The sequence below is a fragment of the Turicibacter sanguinis genome (genome assembly GCF_013046825.1).
Lineage (GTDB): Bacteria > Bacillota_I > Bacilli_A > MOL361 > Turicibacteraceae > Turicibacter > Turicibacter sanguinis.
Genome location: NZ_CP053187.1, coordinates 1,872,417 through 1,892,075 on the forward strand (window position 1 = coordinate 1,872,417; position 19,659 = coordinate 1,892,075).

Consider the following 19,659-nt stretch of genomic DNA (forward strand, 5'->3'; position numbering starts at 1 on the left):
TAATATGAGTATTAAAATGATGCATCACGTTTGTATTCAAACAGAAAAGTATGAAGAATCTCTTGAGTTTTATATGAGAATTTTAGGATTTGAAATCGTACAAGAAACACCAAACTTCCATAACCGAGCGTTTAATACCTGGTTAAAACTTGGAAACTTTATGATTGAACTTCAAACAGCTAAACAAGGCGAGACGCTAAATCCTTGGAGTTCATTAAATGAAGGAATCGTTCATCTGTGTTTTTTAGTTGATAATGTTTTTGAAGAAATTGAGCGAATTCAACAATTAGGATATGAACATTTCAAAATCAAAAATGGTGAGATCGTTTATAAAGTTGAAGAGGGATATCTCTTTAAAATTAAAGCACCCGAAGGAACAGAAATTGAAATTAGAGATTTATAAGCTCAGATAAGTGTTTCACACTTGAAAAACTTTTATCCTGCTAGTGGGGAAGGGGACCCCTAGACTATGGTTATGTCTTTGTATTAAAAAGACTTAGGTAATGAGACTATTTGATAATAGTGAAATACATGTTTTGTTTCAATATAGAAATTAAATCGTTAAAAAGCAGGTGAGGATTGAATCACCTGCTTTTTTTTGATGTAATTCGTCATGATAAATGACGTTTTTTCATAAAATGTAAGGTGTAGAGAAATGATTGACCTTAAATAAAGTGGGTGAGAAGAAATGATGAAAGTTAAGGATGAATTAGAAAAAAAAGAAGTGATAAAATCATTAAGAATAGCGTTGGATGAAACGTTAAAACAATGTGATTCTTGTGAAGACCGAGTCCATCAATCTATTAAAATAGCAAACTGTGTGTTAAGCAAGGAAGAATATTATGAATTGTTGAATGAGTATCAACGATTCGAAAATAATTTTGGTATATTAGAAAGTTTATCGGTGCAAATCACAGAATTGAGTTCTATTTTACAAGCCATGTCAGTCGCCGCAGCTCTTAAAGAAGTTCGAAATAGCATCGATCAATTACTTGATATTATGGAAAAAATTAATTTTAGACTAGATGTTCAAAAGTTTGATCTACTGATGGCCCAACTCATGGAAGAGTTAATGGGGGTCATTGACTTTGATGCGATCGAATATGAAACCTTAGAGGCGGCACTGGGCGCACCTTTTATCGTCTTAGAAACCCTAGATGTTTTAGATCGTGAATATCAAGATATTTATTATCCTTTAAACGTTTTGAAAATACAATCATTTAATAGTAAAACCGCTGCCTATCAATATGCACTAAGTCGCGGTATTAGAAAAGAATTCGTCATCAAAAAAGCGTAGCGACATCGCTACGCCTTTTTTAAAAGTTCTTTGATTTTTAAAATTTCCTTCGATAAATCCTTACGCCCCATCGCATAAATCGGTTCTAAATTCTCTTTATGTTTTTCAAAACGACTAATCGTAATGGGATGACTTGGTGCGATGACCAAGGCTTTCCCTTCGCTTTCAAGTTCTCTTAAATAAGCAAGTGTTTCATTATAATTTTTATGCCTATTGTCTAGTAATTCAATCATTTTGGGATACTTTTTAAACACGCGTTTATAAACAAATCTAAATTGTTCTGGTGACTTTTGATAATGTCGATCACGTGTTAAAATCACCACGACTTTATCACAGCCATCTTCTAATGCTTTTTTAACAGGAATGGCATCAGATGTTCCTCCGTCTAAATATTTTTTCCCTTTATACTCAACAATAGGAGAAAATACTGGAATAGAAGAGGAAGCTTTTAAAACAGTACAATCATGATCAAGTGCCGTTTTATCAAAATAAACCGGTTTTCCAGTTTCAACATCGGTTACACCCAGTTTAAATTCACAGGGGGATTTAAAGAAAGTGTCATAATCGAATAAGTCTAGTTTATGAGGAACTTCATCAAAAATAAAATCCATCCCAAAAATAGATCTGGTTTTAATAAAGTTAGAAAAGCTAATGTAACGTTTATCACCTAAGTAATTTGTATTAACACGATAACTTCGTTTAGCTTGATTTGAAACGTAAGAAACACCGTGACAAGCCCCAGCTGAGACGCCAATGACATAATCAAAAAGTATCCCTTGTTCCATCAGATAATCTAGTGCACCCATTGTATAAAAGCCGCGCATCCCGCCACCTTCAAGTACTAAACCTACTTTCATTCATCATCATCCTTTTTAATTGATTGTGTCTTTTATTCTAACTAATTTGGAAATGATTGTCTATGGACAGTGGTGGGATTGAGTTTGAAATGTGAGATAGCTGTGCTAAAATAAGTGTAGATTATTTAAAGGAGAGGTCCTATGCCCCGATTTAAAAAGATATATGTCGAAATAACGAATCGTTGTAATTTAAAGTGTGATTTTTGTCCAAGTGCTACACTCGGGCGAAATGGAAAAGTCATGAATGAAGACGATTTTAAACATATTTTAAAAGAAGTTAAACCTTATACGAATTATTTATATTTTCATTTACTCGGAGAACCTTTCTTAAATCCTCGAATTGGGCGTTTTTTAGAAATGAGTCATGAAGCGGGAATTCAGGTTAATTTAACGACAAATGGTGTTTTGATTGGAAAAGTAAAAGAAACGTTAATTCAATCACCGGCACTTCGTCAAATTAACTTCTCGGTTCATTCTTTCGAAGCCAATGAATCAACGCAAACGTTAAAAGACTATCTGATGCAAATTGCTTCTTTTATTGATGAAATACAAGCAGTGCGTCCTGTCTACTGCAATCTACGACTTTGGAACATGGATGGCGAAGCATTACAGGCGAAAAATACACTTAACCAACAGATTTTAGACTTGATTGAAGAAGCCTTTCATCTTCCGTATCGCCTAAACGAAAAACTCATGGAAACGAACAATGTTAAAATTCGTGATCGCGTGTTTATTAATATGGCGGATAAATTTGAATGGCCAAGTTTAGAGCGCGAGGTGATTAGTGAGAAAATGTTCTGTTACGGTCTTCGCGATCATATTGGAATTCAGGCGGATGGAACAGTGGTGCCTTGCTGTTTAGATAGTGAAGGGAAAATTCCTTTAGGAAATGTATTTGAAACACCGCTGCATGATATTTTAGAAAGTGAGCGTGCCAAGGCGATGTATGATGGCTTTTCAAATCGTGTAGCAGTCGAAGAACTCTGTAAGAGATGTGGTTACGCGAAGAGATATTAGGAGGTAGACAATGATTAGACCGATTATGAAAGATGAAAAATTTTTAGCACAAAAATCAGTTCCTGCAACAAAAGCAGATTTAGCGGTTGTTGAAGATTTAATCGATACGTTACGAGCTAATTTAGAGCGATGTGTGGGCATGGCCGCCAATATGATTGGGATTAAAAAACGCATCATCGTCTTTGCGATTGGGGAGATCATTGTTCCAATGATTAATCCCGTTATCGTAAAAAAAGAAAAAAGTTATGTGACAGAAGAAAGCTGTTTATCACTTGTTGGATTTAGAGAAACAACACGATATGAAACCATTGAGGTAGAATATTTAGATAAGCAATTTAATAAACAAAAAGGAACGTTTACCGGATTCGTTGCACAAATCATTCAACATGAAATTGATCATTGTAATGGAATCATTATTTAAATTAAAAAAGCTAATTCAAGTGAGATGAATTAGCTTTTTTTGATGGGGTAAAATGAAGTATCGTGTAAGTATCACAGGAGAATATCCTTTGTGTTTTTAGTAGTGATAGGTCAAGTGTATTTAGTACGTTAAGTTTCTGGTAGAAGTATTAAATGAAAAAAATGATTCGTGATGGTTAGTTAGGATACTTATTTAATTTTGAATAAAGTTTTTAAGTTTGAAGCTTCCAGCACTTAAGAAAGCCACACCAAACAGCAAAATGATGATTAGATTCGGCCATAATGTTAGATTAAGGGCTGTATCAAATGCCCAGTAAATCGGGAATAGCTTCGCGATATTCATCATGAGCGTTGGTTCAAAACCGAAATCGAACAGGTTAATACTAAGCATCGATAAAATAAACCCGAAGAGTGCATACATAACGATTGACATCTCAATTAAACTTGGATTTTTCACGACACGTGTGACAAAAATAACAAGACTCGACGCAACAAACGACATACTAAACATCAATAAAAGTGGAAGCAATGGATTTGGCATTGACACATCCAAGACCATCATCCCAATATAATAGACAATCGTAAAACAAATTCCCTGAATGAAACACATCGCCAAAATTAACCCACCAAATATCTCAATATCCTTGTTCGCCGTACTCAACGCACGATGTAAAACCTTTTGTTGTTTTAATTGATACACATCCTTTGCGAGTGAGGTGGCACCGATGAACATGAAATAAATGATCATCACGATAAACATCGTCATACTCATATCAACAGGCTTTTCTTTGAACTCGATTTTTGTCGTTATCAGTGAAATCGGATTCAGGTTATAGTAGTCAGTTAGCCAAGTGTTAATTTGTTGTTCAATTTGAATTTCAACTTCTGCTGTTCCAGCGCCCTCCGTTGTTTTTAAAATTTCAACTTGCGGTTTGACACCACCTTCAATGTCAGTTGAAAACGTCTTTGGAATGATAATGACACCTGCTAACTCATTCGCCATTAATCCCTCAAGTGCAGATTCTTGATCGTGATAAATAAATTTTTCTTCAACGCCTAAATTTTCTAACAGTTCTATTTCATAAATGCCATTTGATTCTAAAACATAAGCAACATTTGGAGTTATTTGATCACTATCTGAAAAAAATAGAGAACCGAGGACAAGAAATAAAGGAATAGGTCCCATCATTAACAATAAGATAGGATTTTTAAGATAACGTCTAATATGAACTAAAGCTAATCGAATCATCTTTTTACCTCCCAAAAACGATATTTTTCTTTTAAACAGGTCATTAAATATAAACTAAGCGCAATTGCTATCGTCATTAGGAATGGTGTTTTTAAACTTTCCCACGTTCCATATAAAATATAGTTTTGAAACATTTTAGTAATCGAATAAGACGGAGAGAAGGTTGCGACACTGTCAGTCGGTAAGAAGGTGCCACCGATAAAAATTTGTAAAAAGAATAAAATTAACGCCAACATGTTTCCATATTTAGCGGAGAAAAAGTGACCAATAAATGATCCGACACTTACCATAAAACAAGAGGTTGCCAAAATAGGTAAAAGTAACAGAGCAATAGGTCCCTCAAATGAATATCCAAGGACTCGGTAAACCAAAACGTAAAAGCTTAATAAAATAACACAATATAGTAAATTTGCTAAATAATCATAATTAAACATACGGACTCGTGTAAGCGGGGCTGAATACATTCGCTTATCAAGTCCAAGCTCCGCACTTTTATAACTAGCTCCTGAAATGTTCATGATCATCATGAAGACAAAGAAAGACATCATTCCAACAGAGTAATACGTGGTTGAGTTTAAGGCAAGAGCAGATTCGATATAAACAGATTTTAAACTGGTGTTATCATAAATTAAAGATAATTGCTCGGGATTATCTGTGGATAAACTTCTAAAAAGACCTTCGTGGTACTGATCGAGAATTGACTTTGCTACAGTAAGAGATAACATATGTTTATTCGTATTGAGTTCTTCTAAAACTAACTCACCACCCATTCCCGTTAAAAGATTTTCTTCATAACCATCGGGGATAACTAAAGTCGAAGCACGTTCATCATTTGAAATGATAAAGTAGGAAGACATTGACTCATCGTTTAAAAATGAAATCAACTGATTCGATAAGGTAGATTGATCCTCATCTATGATTTGTAGAGGTAAAGGTTCCATCGAATTTGGATTTGCAAACAGGATGGTCATCATATTCCCCATTAAAAGTCCAATGAATAAGGGCAGTCCAAGCATATACAAAATCGTCATTGGAAACTGCTTAAAAACGACTTTCAAATTCACATAAAGCCACATTAATAATCGCATCACTCTTCCTCCTTAGTCGCGTAACGATTTCCCAGTTAACCATAAGAACACATCTTCAAGACGAGGTTCTTCGTAACGAATCCCTTGTAACTGCGAAGAATATGACTCAAGTAATGCAATAGCGGACGTTAATTTGAAGTCTTTATTAATCGTTAACGTCACTTGATTACCTTCTTCCGTTACTAATGAAACACCCTCAAGTCCTCGTAACTTTAGAACGATTTCCCCACTTAGATGACCGACCGTTAGAATGACCTTTGTTTGTTCTCCAGATAAGGATTTAATTTGTTCCTGACTTCCAGACGCAATTTCTTTACCTAAATCCATGATGAAAACTTTTGAACAAAGCTCCTCAATCTCTTCCATGTAATGAGAGGTATAAATCACTGTTGTGTTTCGTTCCTTACAAATCTTTTTCGTAAACTCAAAAATATGATTACGAGATTGTGGGTCAACCCCAACAGTGGGCTCATCCATAATTAAAATTCTAGGATGATGCATCAAAGCAGCGGCAATATTTAATCGACGTTTCATCCCTCCTGAAAACTTTTTAACTTTCTCCTTTTTACGATCCATTAAACCGGTTGCCATTAAAGCCTCATTAATACGTTCCTTTAGCACCTTGTAACTTAGACCATAAAGAGAACCGAAAAATAACAAATTATCATAGGCCGTCATTTCCTCCATCAACGCTAACTCCTGAGGAACAAGACCGATTAAAGACTTCGCCTCAATCGGTTGCTTCACAATATCATAGCCCCCAATTTCAACACTTCCATTTGTCGCCTCAACGAGTGTCGTCATAATATTAATCAACGTCGATTTTCCGGCTCCATTCGGTCCGATAAGTCCAAAAATTTCACCCTCTTCAATTTCAAAACTGATATTATCTAAAACAAGTTTGTCATTAAAACGTTTCGTTACATTACTCACCTTAACAATACTCATGTTATTTCCTCCCTGATTTTATCATCTGATACCTTCATTATAGTCATAACTGGATATCAATTCCATAACCCATCGTCATAGTAGGGGGTGACTTAAGTCACTTACTTAGAAAAAATGACCTTATAGGGAAATAAAAAAACATCAGTCTAAGTAGAAACTGATGTTTTTTTATGCTAATCCATTCTTAAATGCAAAAATGGCGATTTGAGTGCGATCTCGAAGCTCAAGTTTAAATAAAATATTCGTGATATGATTTTTGATCGTTCCTTCGGATAAAAAGAGTTTGGCGGCGATTTCTTTATTTGTTAATCCTGTTGCAATCTCACGAATAATCATCAGCTCCTTTTCGCTTAAACGATACTGCTCATAAAATTGTGCATCACTTTTAATTGAAGTCGTTTGCGTATTTAACAGTTGAGTTGCAACTTCCGGATGAAAAATAACATTCCCCATGATGGCAGATTTAATTCCCTCATAAATCACCTCATGCGAACTATCCTTTAATAAGTAGCCACTTGCACCGAGTTGCATCGCCTCTTGGATATAAGATTGATCTTTAAACGTGGTTAAAATCAACACTTTTATCTTTGGAAAAGCTTCTTTAATCAAACGTGTTCCAAGAACTCCATCGTATAAAGGCATGCGAATATCTATCAAAACAAGATCTATATCCGGGTGTGATTGACAGGCCTTCAGGGCTTCCTCACCATTTGACGCTGTTGCTACGACCTCAATATCTTCAAATAACGACAACATTAAACGAAGTCCATCACGAATTAGCGCTTCATCATCAACAATTAAAATCCTAATCATAACTTTCACCCTTTCCCTTTGGAATCGTAATTCTTATTTTAAAGCCAACTGTAGAAGGGATAAAGTGAACCTTCCCATTGACCTCACTGACACGCTCGCTCATACTCGTTAAACCGACCCCTTTTTGAAAATTAGGACAGCCAATTCCATTATTTTCAGCCGTTAACACCACATGATCAGGTGAAAAATGAATTGAAATGGACGCATCCGTTGCTTGACCATGACGGAGTGCATTCGACAATGTTTCTTGAATGGCACGATATAGTGTCAATCCCATTTTCGGGCTTAGTTCCCATTTTTGTTTAGAAATCGTCAGTCTGACATTCATCCCAGATAACTTTTTAAAATTCTCAATTAATTCTTCAATCCGATATAACTCTTGATACGTTTGATACTCACTCGGTTTTAAAGTCGAAATGGCCTCACGAACTTCTTGTAAACAATTTTTTAAAAATTCACGTAAATTTAAAGCCAGAGGAGCAACACTTGAATTCTCTTTTGAGGCGATAACTTCCATCGCATTCAATTGAATGATGGCTGTTGAGAGAGCATGTCCGACACTGTCATGAATATCACGTGAAATTCGATTTCGCTCTTTTAAAACGGCAAGTTCTGTTATTGAAGCCCCGTAAAGTTCTAATTCTTCTTTAGCCTGTTTTAATTTTTCTTCAGAAATTCGAAGTTCATCATATAAAAGTTGAGCATCTAATTTCTTCTCATGTTCTTCTTTAATATAAAGCCCTAAAAAAGCAACGATGAGAAACACAAATAAAGAAGTTATCTGATTTAATGTGAAAGAGTGAGAAATTAAAAATAGCAAGATCATTCCGATTAAACAAGACAAGGAAAGATGATAACGTCTTGGTAACAGTAAAATACTATCAAGTATCGGTAAAATAAAATAATAGGCTACCATTTGCGGTTGATACGAACTTAAACAAATAAATAAGATTAAATCAACAACTAACGAACATATAATATAAGGTGCTTGACGAAGCGAGAAAAAACGAAACTGACTATTGATAAGTAAGCATAACAGCATTAAGATAATAAAAATCGATAATGTTTCATTCAAACTAATGAAAGAAAAAATAACCGTGAGTAAACTTAAGTAACGAACAGTAATTAATAGTTTGTTTTTTCTCATAAGATACCTCCTGTTTATTTTTGTATTGTATCATGCAAACAATTGGTAAATAAAGTTACGAGGTGATATTTTGAAAAAAGTTATCGCAATTTCAAGTAGTGGGCGTCAAAAAAATACATATCAACTCATTCAATCGGCGGCTCCCTTATTAAAGGAAGCGGGAATTTCTTTGCAAATCATTCATCTGTCAAATTACTTGATTCAAGATTGCAAAGGGTGTGAGGCTTGTATCTTAAGTGACCGGTGCCCGATTAAAGATGATGTGATCGGGATTTTAGAAAAACTGGGGCAGGCGGATGGAATTATTTTAACGTCACCTGTTTACATGGCAGGCGTGAGTGGACAACTTAAACGATTTATTGACCGTACCTGCAAGTGGTATCATCGTCCAGAATTAGTAAAAAAACCAGTTTTATTAATGACCACAACAGCAGGGGGATATGCCGATGAAGTTCTAGACTATATGGAAAAAGTCGCAACTTTTTGGGGGATGCATCTTTGTGGTCGAGTGAAGCGGAACGTAAAAACTTGGGATGAAGCGGTCAGTAGAAAAGAGTTGAAATTTTTTATTAAAGCGGTGGAAGAAGGGGAGGAAACGGAGTGGATTCCAACAAAGGATCAGGTTATCGCATTTCAGGTGCAGAAAACATTAGCCATGAATATCCTTCCAAGAGATCGAAAGTATTGGATAGAACATGGTTATGATGTACAAGTTTACTATGAAGAGAATGATGTGCCCTTTTATTTAAAGTGGATGGGGAACTCTTTTTATAGTTTCTTTAGCCGTATTATTAAAAAAAAATCCTCTTAATAGGAGGATTTTTTAATGATGATGAGAAGCTTTTGAGATTAAAAATCCAATGGTTGTTGAAATCAAGTCGCGAAGTTGAATAATCCCTTCTTGATAACTTAGATTATTCGTTCGATTAGCAATCATTAAAACAATGATACAAATGATGCACACCGTTGTTGAAAACAAAATTCTAACGTGAGTTGCTTTATTCAAATTAATATCTTTATTGAATACAAACTCTTGTTTCTCATGATCTTCAGATTCTTCAGAAGGTGGCGATGCTTTTTTAGTTGAATAGCTATGAGCCATCCCAAGAATAAAACCAAAGATACTTGAGGTACTTGTTCTAAAGACAATCTGAGTGGTGGAATCTAGCGCATTAGCTGGAACAAAAATAGCATAAATCAGTTGGAAAAGAAGGAGGATTCCAATGAAAAAAATACATTTAGTGGCAAAGTCGAGGTGTCCCCATTCATACTTGAGTTTTTTATAGAGTTTATAGATGCTTGAATTTTTATTCATCGTCATCACTCCTTTATTTAAGTTACTATAGAGTATGAAGATTAAACAAAATAATAAAGTGGTAGTATCACGATATTTTAAATATGTTAAAATAAACTGAAACTATAAAAGTGAGGACTTCTATCATGAAAGAGACAATGAAAGAAATTATCAAATTTAGAGATGATCGTGGCTGGAAACCTTATCATACTCCAGAAAATTTAGCAAAATCTATTTCAATTGAAGCAGCTGAATTGTTAGAATGCTTTCAGTGGAATAATGACTTTGATGCAGAACATGTTTCTGAAGAATTAGCAGATGTGATGATTTATTGCATGCCAATGGCTGATGTATTAGAAGTAGATGTCAAAGACATTATTTTAAAGAAATTAGAAAAGAATGCGATTAAATATCCAAGTACAAAATAAAACCCGTGATTTTCACGGGTTTTATTGATGAATGGCGTAAACCATGGTTGTATAAGTTTCATAAAGGACGTAAAGTACCATACTGATTAAGAGCATTTGACTGATGAAACGTTCACCTTTGGCACCTGTTTTAAAGTTGGCGAGTTTAATTTTTTTCTTACACGGATAAAATAAGCAAACCCCTTGATGCGTGAATAAATCAAGTACAATATGTGAAATATGACCAAGCATTAAGCCGCAGGTAATAATAATATAAAACTCATTTCCGACGTCTAGTAATGGAGCGCAGGCAATTAAAACAAAAAAGAAGGCGATAGAAAGAAAGCTATGAGTCAGTGTTCGATGTTTAAAGTTTTTAGCAATGAATTTTGAGATAAAGGGAAAAAGTTTTCCCATTTGAGATCCTGTCATGTCGATATCGGGTAATAATGACCCGACGGTGGTCGCAAGACAATAAAGGGTGATAATGAAAATTTTAGAATAAAGATTAGCCTCCTCGTAATAAGGGGCAATAAAAAGATGGTGGGTCACAAGTCCGCAAAGTAGGCCACCTCGTTGATGCGTTCCGGCAGTCATAGTTAAAAGTCCTCCTGTATAAACCTGATGTCGAATTTAAAAGATTAATGTCATCTATTTTATATTATACAAGAAAAAAACGAATATTCGTTTGAATTCTATGAGGGAAATAATGGTATATTAGATATAGGGAGAGAGAGACTTGCATAAAATGAAAGGATAGTGTTAAGGTAAGAGGAGATAGAAGTCTAGAGCATTTTTTTAAGCCTCTTTTTATTAGACTATAGGATCCTCGATACAAAAGGGTTTAAGGGTTTAAGAACTGATTATGATTTTAAAATGTTGCGTCTTAGTATTTTGTTTGAGCAACCCAACATAACTGCTAAGGAACAATCGTTTTGTATCGGGATAGATAATGAAGTGAGAGTGATGTTTCATGAATTTAGAAGAAGAGTTAACGGGTTTAAATGACGCACAATCTGAGGTCGTTTCTAACCTAAATGATAATTTATTAGTCATGGCTCCGGCAGGAACAGGGAAGACGAAAGTTATTTCATTACGAGTAGCGGGATTTATTAATCAGGGGATTGAGGCGAAAGAGATATTGTGCTTAACCTTTACGAATAAAGCTTGTCATGAATTAGCAGAACGATTGCTAAAAGTAACGAATGGGTTGGCCAAAGAGGTTTTCGTTAAAACGTTTCATAGTTTTTGTTTTCAACTCATTAAAGAAGAAGCGAAAAACTTCGGTAAGATTTCGCGTGATTTTTCGGTGATGGATGAAGAGGATGGAAAGTTTTTAGTGCGTCAGTTAATGAAAGATGATTATGTCATTGCCGATTTGGCCTATCAATATTTGCAAGAATTGAAACTATATCGCTTAATGATTCCAAAAGCGTATCGTGACGATTATAAAAGAGTGGTCGCCTCTTTTCATCAATCTGAAAAAGCACAAAAACTTCAATATTCGAATAGAAGAAGTGATGCTGGAGCATATACCCTTGGATTTTTAGCTCAGTATGGTTGTTGGTTATATGAAACATATCAAACGTATCTTCTTGAAAATCACCTTGTTGACTTTAATGATTTGATTGTTTATGCTAGCGAATTACTAGAAGATGAGGAGATTTTAGAACGTTGGCGTGAGCGATTTAAGGTGGTGATGGTAGATGAAGTACAAGATACCTCCCAATTTGAATATCAACTGATTGAAAAATTAGCAAAAGGAAAGCAATTTAGTGTTTTTGGGGATTTCAATCAAACCATTTATGAGTGGCGTGATTCAAATCCAGAACTGATTTTGTCACAAATTATGACGACATTTAATCCAAAACGATTGGAGTTATCCCTAAATTATCGGTCTTTGAAACGATTAGTTCAAATGAGTGCCAATTATTTACAAAATGCGAAAAAAGCACGCTTAATTAATCCGAGGCTATCCCCACGCGTGATTGAGGCAGCGAATGAGGAAGTGGGAGGTCGGCCTGTCTTTTATGAAGCACAGACCCAACAAGAGGAAATGGATTTTATTATCGATCACCTAAAGCATTATCGATTAGATGACCTCGCTAATACTGTGATTCTAACGCGAACAAATAAGCAAAATATTCAAGTTTCAAACTTTTTAAGAAATGTGGGGATTCCCTGTTATTTGATTGAAGATTTAAGTTTATTTAGACGCAAAGTCGTAAAAGACTTACTTGCCTTTGTCAAATTTCAACTTAATCCATTTGATCATTTATCACTTGAACGATTGTTGCCACTTATTTGTCCTGAGGTATCTCCTGAGTTATTTAATCAAACGTATCGTCAACGATATGTTAGTTATGGGATGAGAATGATTGATTTGTTTCAAGAAGCTGCTTATGAGTATGAAGAACCGTATGGATTATTAAAGAAGCAGTTTGAAAAGGGACGAATTGTCATTTTTGATGTGGAATCAACGGGTCTTGATGTGACTCAAGATGAAGTTATTCAAATTGCAGCTATTGAATTGGTGAATGGTGAGTATACTCGTTCATTTGAACGATTTATTAAACCGAGCCACTCGGTTGGAGACTCAGCTTTGGTGCACGGATTTAGTGATGACTATTTAAACGAACATGGCGAAGAGGCGAGAGAAGTCTTTTTACAGTTTCAAGCGTTTGTAGAAGGCGCTTTATTGATTGGTCATAATGTTCAATATGATTTAAAAATTGTGAGTAGTCAGATGAATCGTTTAGGTCTGATGTTTGAAAATTCAATGGGCTATTATGATACCTTAGATATTGTTAGGCGCCTGTATCCAGATTTGAAAAATCATAAGTTAGATACCGTCAGCGCCTATGTTGGTGTGAGTCATGAGCCGACGCATAATGCGATGGATGATATTTTAGCAACAAAAGATGTGCTCGTTAAAAGTATGGATTTGTTAATGACGCATCATGAAAACCGTAAAAAAGTCATGAAATTTTATGAACCTCATTTATGGGGAGCGATTCAAAGGTTAAAAGAAATTCAAGACTGTTTTGAAACACAGCCGCCACATGTTGCGATGAAAGGTTTAATAGATGCTTTTGAGTGTGAGGATGAAGCACATAAGCAAAGTATCATAGAGTTACTTAATTACATTGGGGCGACCTATCATCGCCTGCATCATACGAATCCACATCAACCAAATTTAGAAATTTGGATTCAAATGCTTAATTTGATGGCGTTATCAAGCAGTGAACTTGATCGTGTCATGAAAGAGGAAAATAAGCTTGCAATTATTACGGTGCATCAGTCAAAGGGGCTTGAGTTTGATCATGTGATTATTCCATTTATGAGTCAGGGGATGTTCCCGCTCGATTTTGATGGGATTAATCAAGAGGAAGAATGCCGATTATTTTATGTTGCGATGACTCGTGCGAAGCAGAGCTTATTATTGACGCGCCATATGAAAGAAACCTCTTCATCTAGAAGGGTGAAAGAGCGAAGTCAATTTATATCGTTTTTATATTCATAAAGAAGAATGAGCCAAAAAGTATGAATGAAAGGGTTAAACGATTATTTGAAATAAAAAAAGAGTCTCAGTTACCTGAGACTCTTTTTTATTCTGTCACTTTGTCAACAACGATGAAGGGTTGTAATTGATAAGGTTTAGGTGCGACTTTACGATCTTGCCACATATAGAAGAAGCGTTCAAGTGGAAAAATAGTATATCCATCTTGCCAATGGTCTGATGTATCATAAGGATCAGCAAAAATTAAGGTATCATCTCCAATACTTGGTGTTCCATTGTTATCATATCCAATAATAGAGACCCAATGACCATCCCAGTCTCCCCATTCAACCATAACGGGTCTTCCTGCTTTTAAGTGTCCTGTTAGCCATGTGACGAAGTAAGAATCTTTAGCATCGTCAACCCAAGCTTCAGTATCGTCACTATTTTCTGAAGCGTATAAAGATGATGAAGAGAAGGTCGGTTTTAGATTTCCGATATTAGAAGGGGTTGCTCCATCCTCTTCGCTTACCAAGTCAGCCTCGGTATAATCAGCGCGATAACTTGTTTCTAATACTTTAAATCCTTCTAAATTAGAAAAGAAGTTGTACATGTCTTCAACGGTTGTGCCATATTCATGAAAGTTATTAGCACTTCCAGGAAGAGCGCCTTCCGTATCATCGTCAACACTTGAACCCATGGCAAGTGCGATATCCCATTCTGTTAAATCAGTTTTTCCCATATTCCAAAGTGTCATTAAAGAAACGGCGTTTCCACATGACCATTCCGTTGTTTGTTGCATCGTTTTAAAACCTTCAATGAGGGTTAAGGTTTCGTCTGATTTTAATCGATAAAAATCGGGATTAACATAAAATCGTGAAGTAGCGTTATCACCTAAAAAGTTATAAGAATCTGCTCCCCCCAATTCATCGTAATCTTCTCCCTCAATAAAATCTGGTTTTAATTTAACTGTCTCAGAAACGGTTTTAACTGCCTCCTCTTCAAGTGGTTCAATGGCAGGTATTTCATTTTGATTTTGGCATCCTGTCATCACCCCTAATGCCATAATTAAAGTTAATAATGAAATTTTTTTCAAAAGTAATCATCCTTTCAAATTTTGATTTTCGTAATTTTATTCAACATTATGTTTAGTATTTATAAACTTTTTGAGCAAAAATAAAATGTTTAGATGAGAATCATCGAAACAAAAGAGAGGGGGAATAGCTAATTTATTAACGTTTTATTGCTCATTAATCATATATTAAACGATTTTTAAGGATAAATCAATCATTTTTATTTAAAAAATTCATAATTTTTTACAATTTATATAAGTAAACATTTAGATTATTATTTTTGTTCTACAAATGGAGAAGTTTCATCTCAAGAGATGAATAAAAAGAAGTAAAAAAAGTAAAATTGTTTTAATTGAATTGGTAGATTTATAATCTTAGTTATTGTATGATTAGCTATAAAGCATTGATTTTTGCGATGTAGATTTAAAAAGTAAGGACGATGGTAGATGAATGATAATTACCAAGCATTTTATTGGAGTAAGCTTGATAATGTGGCGAAGTTATATTCACTCGTATCGAGTACAAAGGCAACAAATGTATTCCGAATTTCGGTCAAAATGACAGAACCAATTCAAGCGGATTACTTATCAGAAGCTGTCGTGGGGGCACTTCTTGAAATGCCATCATTTAGTGTACGTCTAAGGATGGGAATTTTTTGGTACTACTTTGATATGAATATTCAAAAACCAAGAGTTCGTAAAGAGTTTACGTATCCATGTTCAAAAATGACGAAGTACACTAATAATGGTTATTTATTTAATGTCACCTATTATGAAAACATGATGCATCTAGAAGTTTTTCATGCTTTGGCTGATGGAGCAGGCGCATTACAGTTTTTACAGGTTCTATTGTATCAATATTTAAAAAGAGTTTATCCTAATTCAGTCAATCAACATTTACAGTTAATGAGTGACCAACAATCTCAACGTGCAATGGATGAGGACAGTTTTTTAAAAGTTGTGTCGGATCGAGATGGAAAAGTTATTCCAACGACTTCTAAAGCATATAAAATACTAGGAATTAAAAAACGTCCTCAAGAATTAAAAGTGATTCATGGAATGATGCCAGCAAAACAGATTGTTAAATTATCAAAACAATATGGCGTTAGTATGTCTTGTTTTTTATCTTCTTTATTAATTTATTCGATTTATATGGAAAATGAGAAATTCACAAAGAATAAGCGACCAATTACGGTGACAATTCCATTTGATTTAAGAGCCCGTTTTGAGTCAAATACTGTGCGTAATTTCTTTTCTAATGTGACGGTATCGGTTAATGTTTTAGAGGAGATGAGTTTTGAAGATATTTTAAAGCAGGTATCCATTCAATTAATTGAGGGGCAAGATCAACAAGTTGTGACGCATAAAATTAAAGATAATGTGAGTGCTCAAGAAAATTTAGCCATCCGTTTTGCTCCACTGTTTATCAAAAATACGGTGATGAGACAAATTTATTTAAAGGCCGATCAAGGGGTGACAACCACGTTATCGAATCTTGGGCGTATTGTCTTTTTAGATGAAATTTCACAGTATGTCGATCAAGTACGCGTCATGCTTCCGGTGACACCACATCAACGAATTCGTTGTGGGGTTTGTTCATTTAAGGAGACGTTAGTCGTTAGTTTTACATCATCATTAGAAGAAACTGATATTCAACGATTCTTCTTTAGATTTTTAAAAGATCAGAAAGTTGAAATTACAATTTCATGTAACGAGGAAATAAATAATGAGATATTGTTCTAAATGTCAAATGAATGTAGAAAATGAATTGAAAAGATGTCCTTTATGTGGGGAAATATTGGACTTAGTTGAAATTGAAGTGGTTCGAGATTATCCATCCCGATTTGCAAAGAAACGTCGCGTGCCGATTCGTAAACTGATTGTATTTATGGCCATGGTGATTATTTCGTATTCTTTTATCATCGGAATTTTTCATGATTTTAATTGGAATTGGGTCTTTATTATTGTGTGTTCTACTTTATATTTGTCAGTGAGTGTTATTATTGGCTTAAGAGTGAAAAAAAATATTGGACCAAATATTTTGACGCATGTCTTTGGTGGAACTGTATTTGCCGTTATTTTAGATTATTTACTTGGCTATCAAGGGTGGTCATTGAATTTTGTGTTTCCATTGGCACTGATGGCAGGAACATCTGTCTTTACATTGTTAATTATTTTAAGACCAAAGCGTTTTACAGATTTTGCAAGTTATCAGTTACTGCTTGGCGGTATTGGATTGTTTTTATTAATGCTCGTTTATTTTGAGTTAATTAGTTTTCCAGCGGTTGCAGTGGTTGCAGGATATTACGCCTTAATAACGTGTGTTGGGATGTTTATGTTTGCTGATCGTAAACTGATTCATGAAATAAAAAAGAAATTTCATTATTAAAAAGACTTTACATTCCATAAAATGGATGGTATAGTATCCGTAAGTTAAAAAAGAAATAAAAATGGATTCCTTATCAAGAGAAGTGGAGGGACAGGCCCTATGAAGCTTCAGCAACCGGTACAGTCGTACACGGTGCTAAATCCGACAGATTAATTCTGGCAGATGAGGAGCGCGAGTTGTAAGTTAGACTAAGCGTTCTTCAAATTTTTGAAGGATGACTTAGTTTTTTTATTAATTAAATATAAAACCTTATCAAGAGAAGTGGAGGGACAGGCCCTATGAAGCTTCAGCAACCGGTACAGTTGTACACGGTGCTAAATCCGACAGATTGATTCTGGGAGATGAGGGGATTGTTTATTAGAGGACTCTAATGAGACGGACCCCAGCTTTTGATAAGGGGTCCGTTTTTTTATTTCAACTGACAAGGAGGGAGATAGAAGATGATTGAGTTAAGACAGGTAAGTAAGAACTTTGAAAGTCAAGGGCAAGTGGTTAAAGCTTTACAAAATATAAATTTAAGGGTGAATAGAGGTGAAATCCTTGGAATCATTGGGTATAGTGGAGCAGGAAAAAGTACGTTAATCAGATGCTTGAATTATTTAGAAATTCCAACAGAGGGAGAAGTGTTGATTAATAATTTGGTTCTGGGGCAATTGAATGCGAAGCAATTAAGAGAGGCTAGACGAAAAATCGGAATGATTTTTCAACATTTTAATCTCATGAAATCACGTAATGTTTATGAAAATATTGCTTATCCGCTAAAAGGTCAAGGATTGAATCGTGATGAAATAAAGGAGAAGGTTGATCGTTTATTAAAGCTTGTTGGATTAGAGGAAAAGGCTAATGTCTACCCTAATCAGTTGAGTGGGGGTCAAAAACAACGTGTGGCAATTGCTCGGGCATTGGCAAATGATCCAGAAGTGTTGCTTTGTGATGAGGCGACATCAGCTCTTGATCCTCAAACGACTAAATCGATTCTTAGGTTGTTAAAAGAAATTAATGAACGGTTAGGAATTACGATGGTATTGATTACGCATCAAATGGAGGTTGTTAAAGATATTTGTCATCAAGTGGCGGTGATGGAAGAAGGTGAAATTGTTGAAGTAGGACCTATAGTTGATGTTTTTTCAAATCCTAAAGCAACTATTACAAAGGATTTTGTGGCCAATGTATTTCAGGATGAACGGATTTTTGAGTTATTAGAGTCGAGAGGTTCGTTTGAAGAATTAACAAAACTTGAAAAACTTGTGAAGATTTCATTTGTTGGACAACAGACAGGTAAAGCCTTTATTTCTAATATTTCAAAGTTGTTTGATATTGAGGCGAGTATTTTATTTGGAAGTGTGGAGATGATACAAAAAACGCCCATTGGGCATCTAATTGTCAGTTTACATGGCGATGAGAAATTGATGAGTCAGGCACTACAGTATTTAAATGATAATCAGATTAAAGTGGAGGTGTTAAGTGATGGTCGAGTTCTTTAATCAAATTTGTCCAAATGTGGTCGAGTATTTTCCTGATTTATTAAAAGCACTTAACGAAACGTTATTAATGGTTAGTATATCGGGGATTTTTGCAACGATGATTGGATTGCCAATTGGGGTTGTTTTAGTGGTGACAAGGCAAAATCATTTGGTTGAAAATAAATGGGTCTATTATATCATCGGAAAATTAATGAATGTTTTGAGATCCATTCCTTTCATTATCTTGCTTGCGTTTATTATGCCATTTACGAAGTGGATTGTTGGCACAACGATTGGGTTAAAAGGGGCTTTAGTTCCGTTAATTGTGGGGACGACACCGTTTGTAGCGAGACAAGTTGAGTCGGCACTGTTAAATGTTGATGATGGGGTAATTGAAGCAGCAAAAGCGATGGGATCGAGTCCATTTGAAATTATCTATCGTGTCTTGTTAAAAGAAGGATTACCAAATATCATATATGCACTCACGATTACGATCGTAAGTTTGATTGGATTTTCAGCTATTGCTGGAAGTGTTGGTGGAGGTGGTCTTGGAGATTTTGCCATCCGTTATGGTTATCAATATTTTAAAGGAGACATCATGTTTGTGACTGTTGTCGTTTTACTTGTGTTAGTGTCACTAGTTCAAAGTGCCGGGGAATGGCTCCAACGGAAACTCAGTCATTAAAATAAATCATATTA

At 35.0% G+C, this 19,659-nt stretch carries 20 protein-coding genes and 2 riboswitches; of the genes, 11 read left to right on the plus strand and 9 right to left on the minus strand.

Annotation, left to right across the window (positions count from 1 at the left end; all coding sequences use genetic code 11):
* Positions 1 to 4 precede the first annotated feature (4 nt).
* Positions 5 to 403: a VOC family protein gene (locus HLK68_RS09040; RefSeq protein ID WP_132942940.1), complete on the plus strand. Its 399-nt coding sequence runs from the start codon at positions 5 to 7 to the stop codon at positions 401 to 403.
* Positions 404 to 688: 285 nt separating this feature from the next.
* Positions 689 to 1,297 carry a hypothetical protein gene (locus tag HLK68_RS09045; RefSeq protein ID WP_129821197.1) on the plus strand — a complete coding sequence of 203 codons (609 nt, stop codon included), beginning with the start codon at positions 689 to 691 and terminating at the stop codon, positions 1,295 to 1,297.
* A gap of 8 nt (positions 1,298 to 1,305) precedes the next feature.
* Here HLK68_RS09045 and HLK68_RS09050 read toward each other — a convergent pair whose 3' ends face one another.
* Positions 1,306 to 2,154, minus strand: coding sequence for a patatin-like phospholipase family protein (locus HLK68_RS09050; protein WP_006784974.1), 849 nt, complete (start codon positions 2,152 to 2,154; stop codon positions 1,306 to 1,308).
* A gap of 141 nt (positions 2,155 to 2,295) precedes the next feature.
* Between HLK68_RS09050 and HLK68_RS09055 the strand changes: the two genes are divergently transcribed.
* Together HLK68_RS09055 and HLK68_RS09060 are read left to right on the plus strand one after the other, a co-directional pair.
* Positions 2,296 to 3,171: a radical SAM/SPASM domain-containing protein gene (locus tag HLK68_RS09055; protein WP_006784975.1), complete on the plus strand. Its 876-nt coding sequence runs from the start codon at positions 2,296 to 2,298 to the stop codon at positions 3,169 to 3,171.
* A gap of 10 nt (positions 3,172 to 3,181) precedes the next feature.
* Positions 3,182 to 3,592, plus strand: coding sequence for a peptide deformylase (locus HLK68_RS09060; RefSeq protein WP_006784976.1), 411 nt, complete (start codon positions 3,182 to 3,184; stop codon positions 3,590 to 3,592).
* Between the two features lie 192 nt (positions 3,593 to 3,784).
* Here the strand turns inward: HLK68_RS09060 and HLK68_RS09065 are convergent, their stop codons facing one another.
* The 5 genes from HLK68_RS09065 to HLK68_RS09085 all read right to left on the minus strand — a co-directional run bounded on the left by HLK68_RS09065 (position 3,785) and on the right by HLK68_RS09085 (position 8,836).
* Positions 3,785 to 4,840: an ABC transporter permease gene (locus tag HLK68_RS09065; protein WP_132942941.1), complete on the minus strand. Its 1,056-nt coding sequence runs from the start codon at positions 4,838 to 4,840 to the stop codon at positions 3,785 to 3,787.
* Positions 4,837 to 5,928 (minus strand): ABC transporter permease, encoded by a 1,092-nt coding sequence (locus HLK68_RS09070; RefSeq protein ID WP_006784978.1) that lies wholly within the window; start codon positions 5,926 to 5,928, stop codon positions 4,837 to 4,839. Before HLK68_RS09070 ends, HLK68_RS09065 begins: the two co-directional genes overlap by 4 nt.
* Positions 5,929 to 5,940: 12 nt before the next feature.
* Complete coding sequence (locus tag HLK68_RS09075) at positions 5,941 to 6,876, minus strand: ABC transporter ATP-binding protein (RefSeq protein WP_006784979.1); 936 nt, start codon at positions 6,874 to 6,876, stop codon at positions 5,941 to 5,943.
* Positions 6,877 to 7,044: 168 nt separating this feature from the next.
* On the minus strand, positions 7,045 to 7,689 hold the full coding sequence (locus HLK68_RS09080) for a response regulator transcription factor (protein WP_132942942.1): 645 nt from the start codon (positions 7,687 to 7,689) through the stop codon (positions 7,045 to 7,047).
* Complete coding sequence (locus HLK68_RS09085; protein ID WP_006784981.1) at positions 7,682 to 8,836, minus strand: sensor histidine kinase; 1,155 nt, start codon at positions 8,834 to 8,836, stop codon at positions 7,682 to 7,684. Before HLK68_RS09085 ends, HLK68_RS09080 begins: the two co-directional genes overlap by 8 nt.
* 70 nt (positions 8,837 to 8,906) lie before the next feature.
* Between HLK68_RS09085 and HLK68_RS09090 the strand changes: the two genes are divergently transcribed.
* Complete coding sequence (locus HLK68_RS09090) at positions 8,907 to 9,647, plus strand: flavodoxin family protein (RefSeq protein ID WP_006784982.1); 741 nt, start codon at positions 8,907 to 8,909, stop codon at positions 9,645 to 9,647.
* A gap of 12 nt (positions 9,648 to 9,659) precedes the next feature.
* Here the strand turns inward: HLK68_RS09090 and HLK68_RS09095 are convergent, their stop codons facing one another.
* Positions 9,660 to 10,151 (minus strand): hypothetical protein, encoded by a 492-nt coding sequence (locus HLK68_RS09095; protein WP_006784983.1) that lies wholly within the window; start codon positions 10,149 to 10,151, stop codon positions 9,660 to 9,662.
* A gap of 125 nt (positions 10,152 to 10,276) precedes the next feature.
* On the opposite strand from HLK68_RS09095, the gene HLK68_RS09100 reads away from it, so the two are divergent.
* On the plus strand, positions 10,277 to 10,558 hold the full coding sequence (locus tag HLK68_RS09100; protein WP_132942943.1) for a nucleotide pyrophosphohydrolase: 282 nt from the start codon (positions 10,277 to 10,279) through the stop codon (positions 10,556 to 10,558).
* A gap of 21 nt (positions 10,559 to 10,579) precedes the next feature.
* Here HLK68_RS09100 and HLK68_RS09105 read toward each other — a convergent pair whose 3' ends face one another.
* A complete protein-coding gene (locus HLK68_RS09105) occupies positions 10,580 to 11,134 on the minus strand; it encodes a metal-dependent hydrolase (protein WP_006784985.1) in 555 nt (184 codons plus the stop codon).
* 376 nt (positions 11,135 to 11,510) lie between these two features.
* Here HLK68_RS09105 and HLK68_RS09110 point away from each other — a divergent pair, with 376 nt between their 5' ends.
* Positions 11,511 to 14,060 (plus strand): ATP-dependent helicase, encoded by a 2,550-nt coding sequence (locus tag HLK68_RS09110; RefSeq protein WP_132942944.1) that lies wholly within the window; start codon positions 11,511 to 11,513, stop codon positions 14,058 to 14,060.
* A gap of 85 nt (positions 14,061 to 14,145) precedes the next feature.
* Here the strand turns inward: HLK68_RS09110 and HLK68_RS09115 are convergent, their stop codons facing one another.
* On the minus strand, positions 14,146 to 15,132 hold the full coding sequence (locus HLK68_RS09115; protein WP_006784987.1) for a cysteine peptidase family C39 domain-containing protein: 987 nt from the start codon (positions 15,130 to 15,132) through the stop codon (positions 14,146 to 14,148).
* Positions 15,133 to 15,555: 423 nt separating this feature from the next.
* Here HLK68_RS09115 and HLK68_RS09120 point away from each other — a divergent pair, with 423 nt between their 5' ends.
* The 4 genes from HLK68_RS09120 to HLK68_RS09135 all read left to right on the plus strand — a co-directional run bounded on the left by HLK68_RS09120 (position 15,556) and on the right by HLK68_RS09135 (position 19,645).
* Positions 15,556 to 16,851, plus strand: coding sequence for a hypothetical protein (locus tag HLK68_RS09120; protein ID WP_006784988.1), 1,296 nt, complete (start codon positions 15,556 to 15,558; stop codon positions 16,849 to 16,851).
* On the plus strand, positions 16,835 to 17,497 hold the full coding sequence (locus tag HLK68_RS09125; RefSeq protein WP_006784989.1) for a DUF6320 domain-containing protein: 663 nt from the start codon (positions 16,835 to 16,837) through the stop codon (positions 17,495 to 17,497). Before HLK68_RS09120 ends, HLK68_RS09125 begins: the two co-directional genes overlap by 17 nt.
* A gap of 67 nt (positions 17,498 to 17,564) precedes the next feature.
* Positions 17,565 to 17,666, plus strand: a riboswitch (SAM riboswitch).
* A 77-nt stretch (positions 17,667 to 17,743) separates the two neighbouring features.
* Positions 17,744 to 17,845, plus strand: a riboswitch (SAM riboswitch).
* 92 nt (positions 17,846 to 17,937) lie between these two features.
* Positions 17,938 to 18,981, plus strand: coding sequence for a methionine ABC transporter ATP-binding protein (locus tag HLK68_RS09130; RefSeq protein WP_006784990.1), 1,044 nt, complete (start codon positions 17,938 to 17,940; stop codon positions 18,979 to 18,981).
* On the plus strand, positions 18,965 to 19,645 hold the full coding sequence (locus HLK68_RS09135) for a methionine ABC transporter permease (RefSeq protein ID WP_006784991.1): 681 nt from the start codon (positions 18,965 to 18,967) through the stop codon (positions 19,643 to 19,645). The genes HLK68_RS09130 and HLK68_RS09135 overlap by 17 nt, the downstream gene beginning before the upstream one ends.
* Positions 19,646 to 19,659 lie beyond the last annotated feature (14 nt).

Coding starts and splice junctions, on each gene's coding strand:
- HLK68_RS09040 (WP_132942940.1), top strand. CDS start 5: ATGAGTATTAAAATGATGCATCACGTTTGTATTCAAACAGAAAAGTAT.
- HLK68_RS09045 (WP_129821197.1), top strand. CDS start 689: ATGATGAAAGTTAAGGATGAATTAGAAAAAAAAGAAGTGATAAAATCA.
- HLK68_RS09050 (WP_006784974.1), bottom strand. CDS start 2,154: ATGAAAGTAGGTTTAGTACTTGAAGGTGGCGGGATGCGCGGCTTTTAT.
- HLK68_RS09055 (WP_006784975.1), top strand. CDS start 2,296: ATGCCCCGATTTAAAAAGATATATGTCGAAATAACGAATCGTTGTAAT.
- HLK68_RS09060 (WP_006784976.1), top strand. CDS start 3,182: ATGATTAGACCGATTATGAAAGATGAAAAATTTTTAGCACAAAAATCA.
- HLK68_RS09065 (WP_132942941.1), bottom strand. CDS start 4,840: ATGATTCGATTAGCTTTAGTTCATATTAGACGTTATCTTAAAAATCCT.
- HLK68_RS09070 (WP_006784978.1), bottom strand. CDS start 5,928: ATGCGATTATTAATGTGGCTTTATGTGAATTTGAAAGTCGTTTTTAAG.
- HLK68_RS09075 (WP_006784979.1), bottom strand. CDS start 6,876: ATGAGTATTGTTAAGGTGAGTAATGTAACGAAACGTTTTAATGACAAA.
- HLK68_RS09080 (WP_132942942.1), bottom strand. CDS start 7,689: ATGATTAGGATTTTAATTGTTGATGATGAAGCGCTAATTCGTGATGGA.
- HLK68_RS09085 (WP_006784981.1), bottom strand. CDS start 8,836: ATGAGAAAAAACAAACTATTAATTACTGTTCGTTACTTAAGTTTACTC.
- HLK68_RS09095 (WP_006784983.1), bottom strand. CDS start 10,151: ATGAATAAAAATTCAAGCATCTATAAACTCTATAAAAAACTCAAGTAT.
- HLK68_RS09100 (WP_132942943.1), top strand. CDS start 10,277: ATGAAAGAGACAATGAAAGAAATTATCAAATTTAGAGATGATCGTGGC.
- HLK68_RS09105 (WP_006784985.1), bottom strand. CDS start 11,134: ATGACTGCCGGAACGCATCAACGAGGTGGCCTACTTTGCGGACTTGTG.
- HLK68_RS09110 (WP_132942944.1), top strand. CDS start 11,511: ATGAATTTAGAAGAAGAGTTAACGGGTTTAAATGACGCACAATCTGAG.
- HLK68_RS09120 (WP_006784988.1), top strand. CDS start 15,556: ATGAATGATAATTACCAAGCATTTTATTGGAGTAAGCTTGATAATGTG.
- HLK68_RS09125 (WP_006784989.1), top strand. CDS start 16,835: ATGAGATATTGTTCTAAATGTCAAATGAATGTAGAAAATGAATTGAAA.
- HLK68_RS09130 (WP_006784990.1), top strand. CDS start 17,938: ATGATTGAGTTAAGACAGGTAAGTAAGAACTTTGAAAGTCAAGGGCAA.
- HLK68_RS09135 (WP_006784991.1), top strand. CDS start 18,965: ATGGTCGAGTTCTTTAATCAAATTTGTCCAAATGTGGTCGAGTATTTT.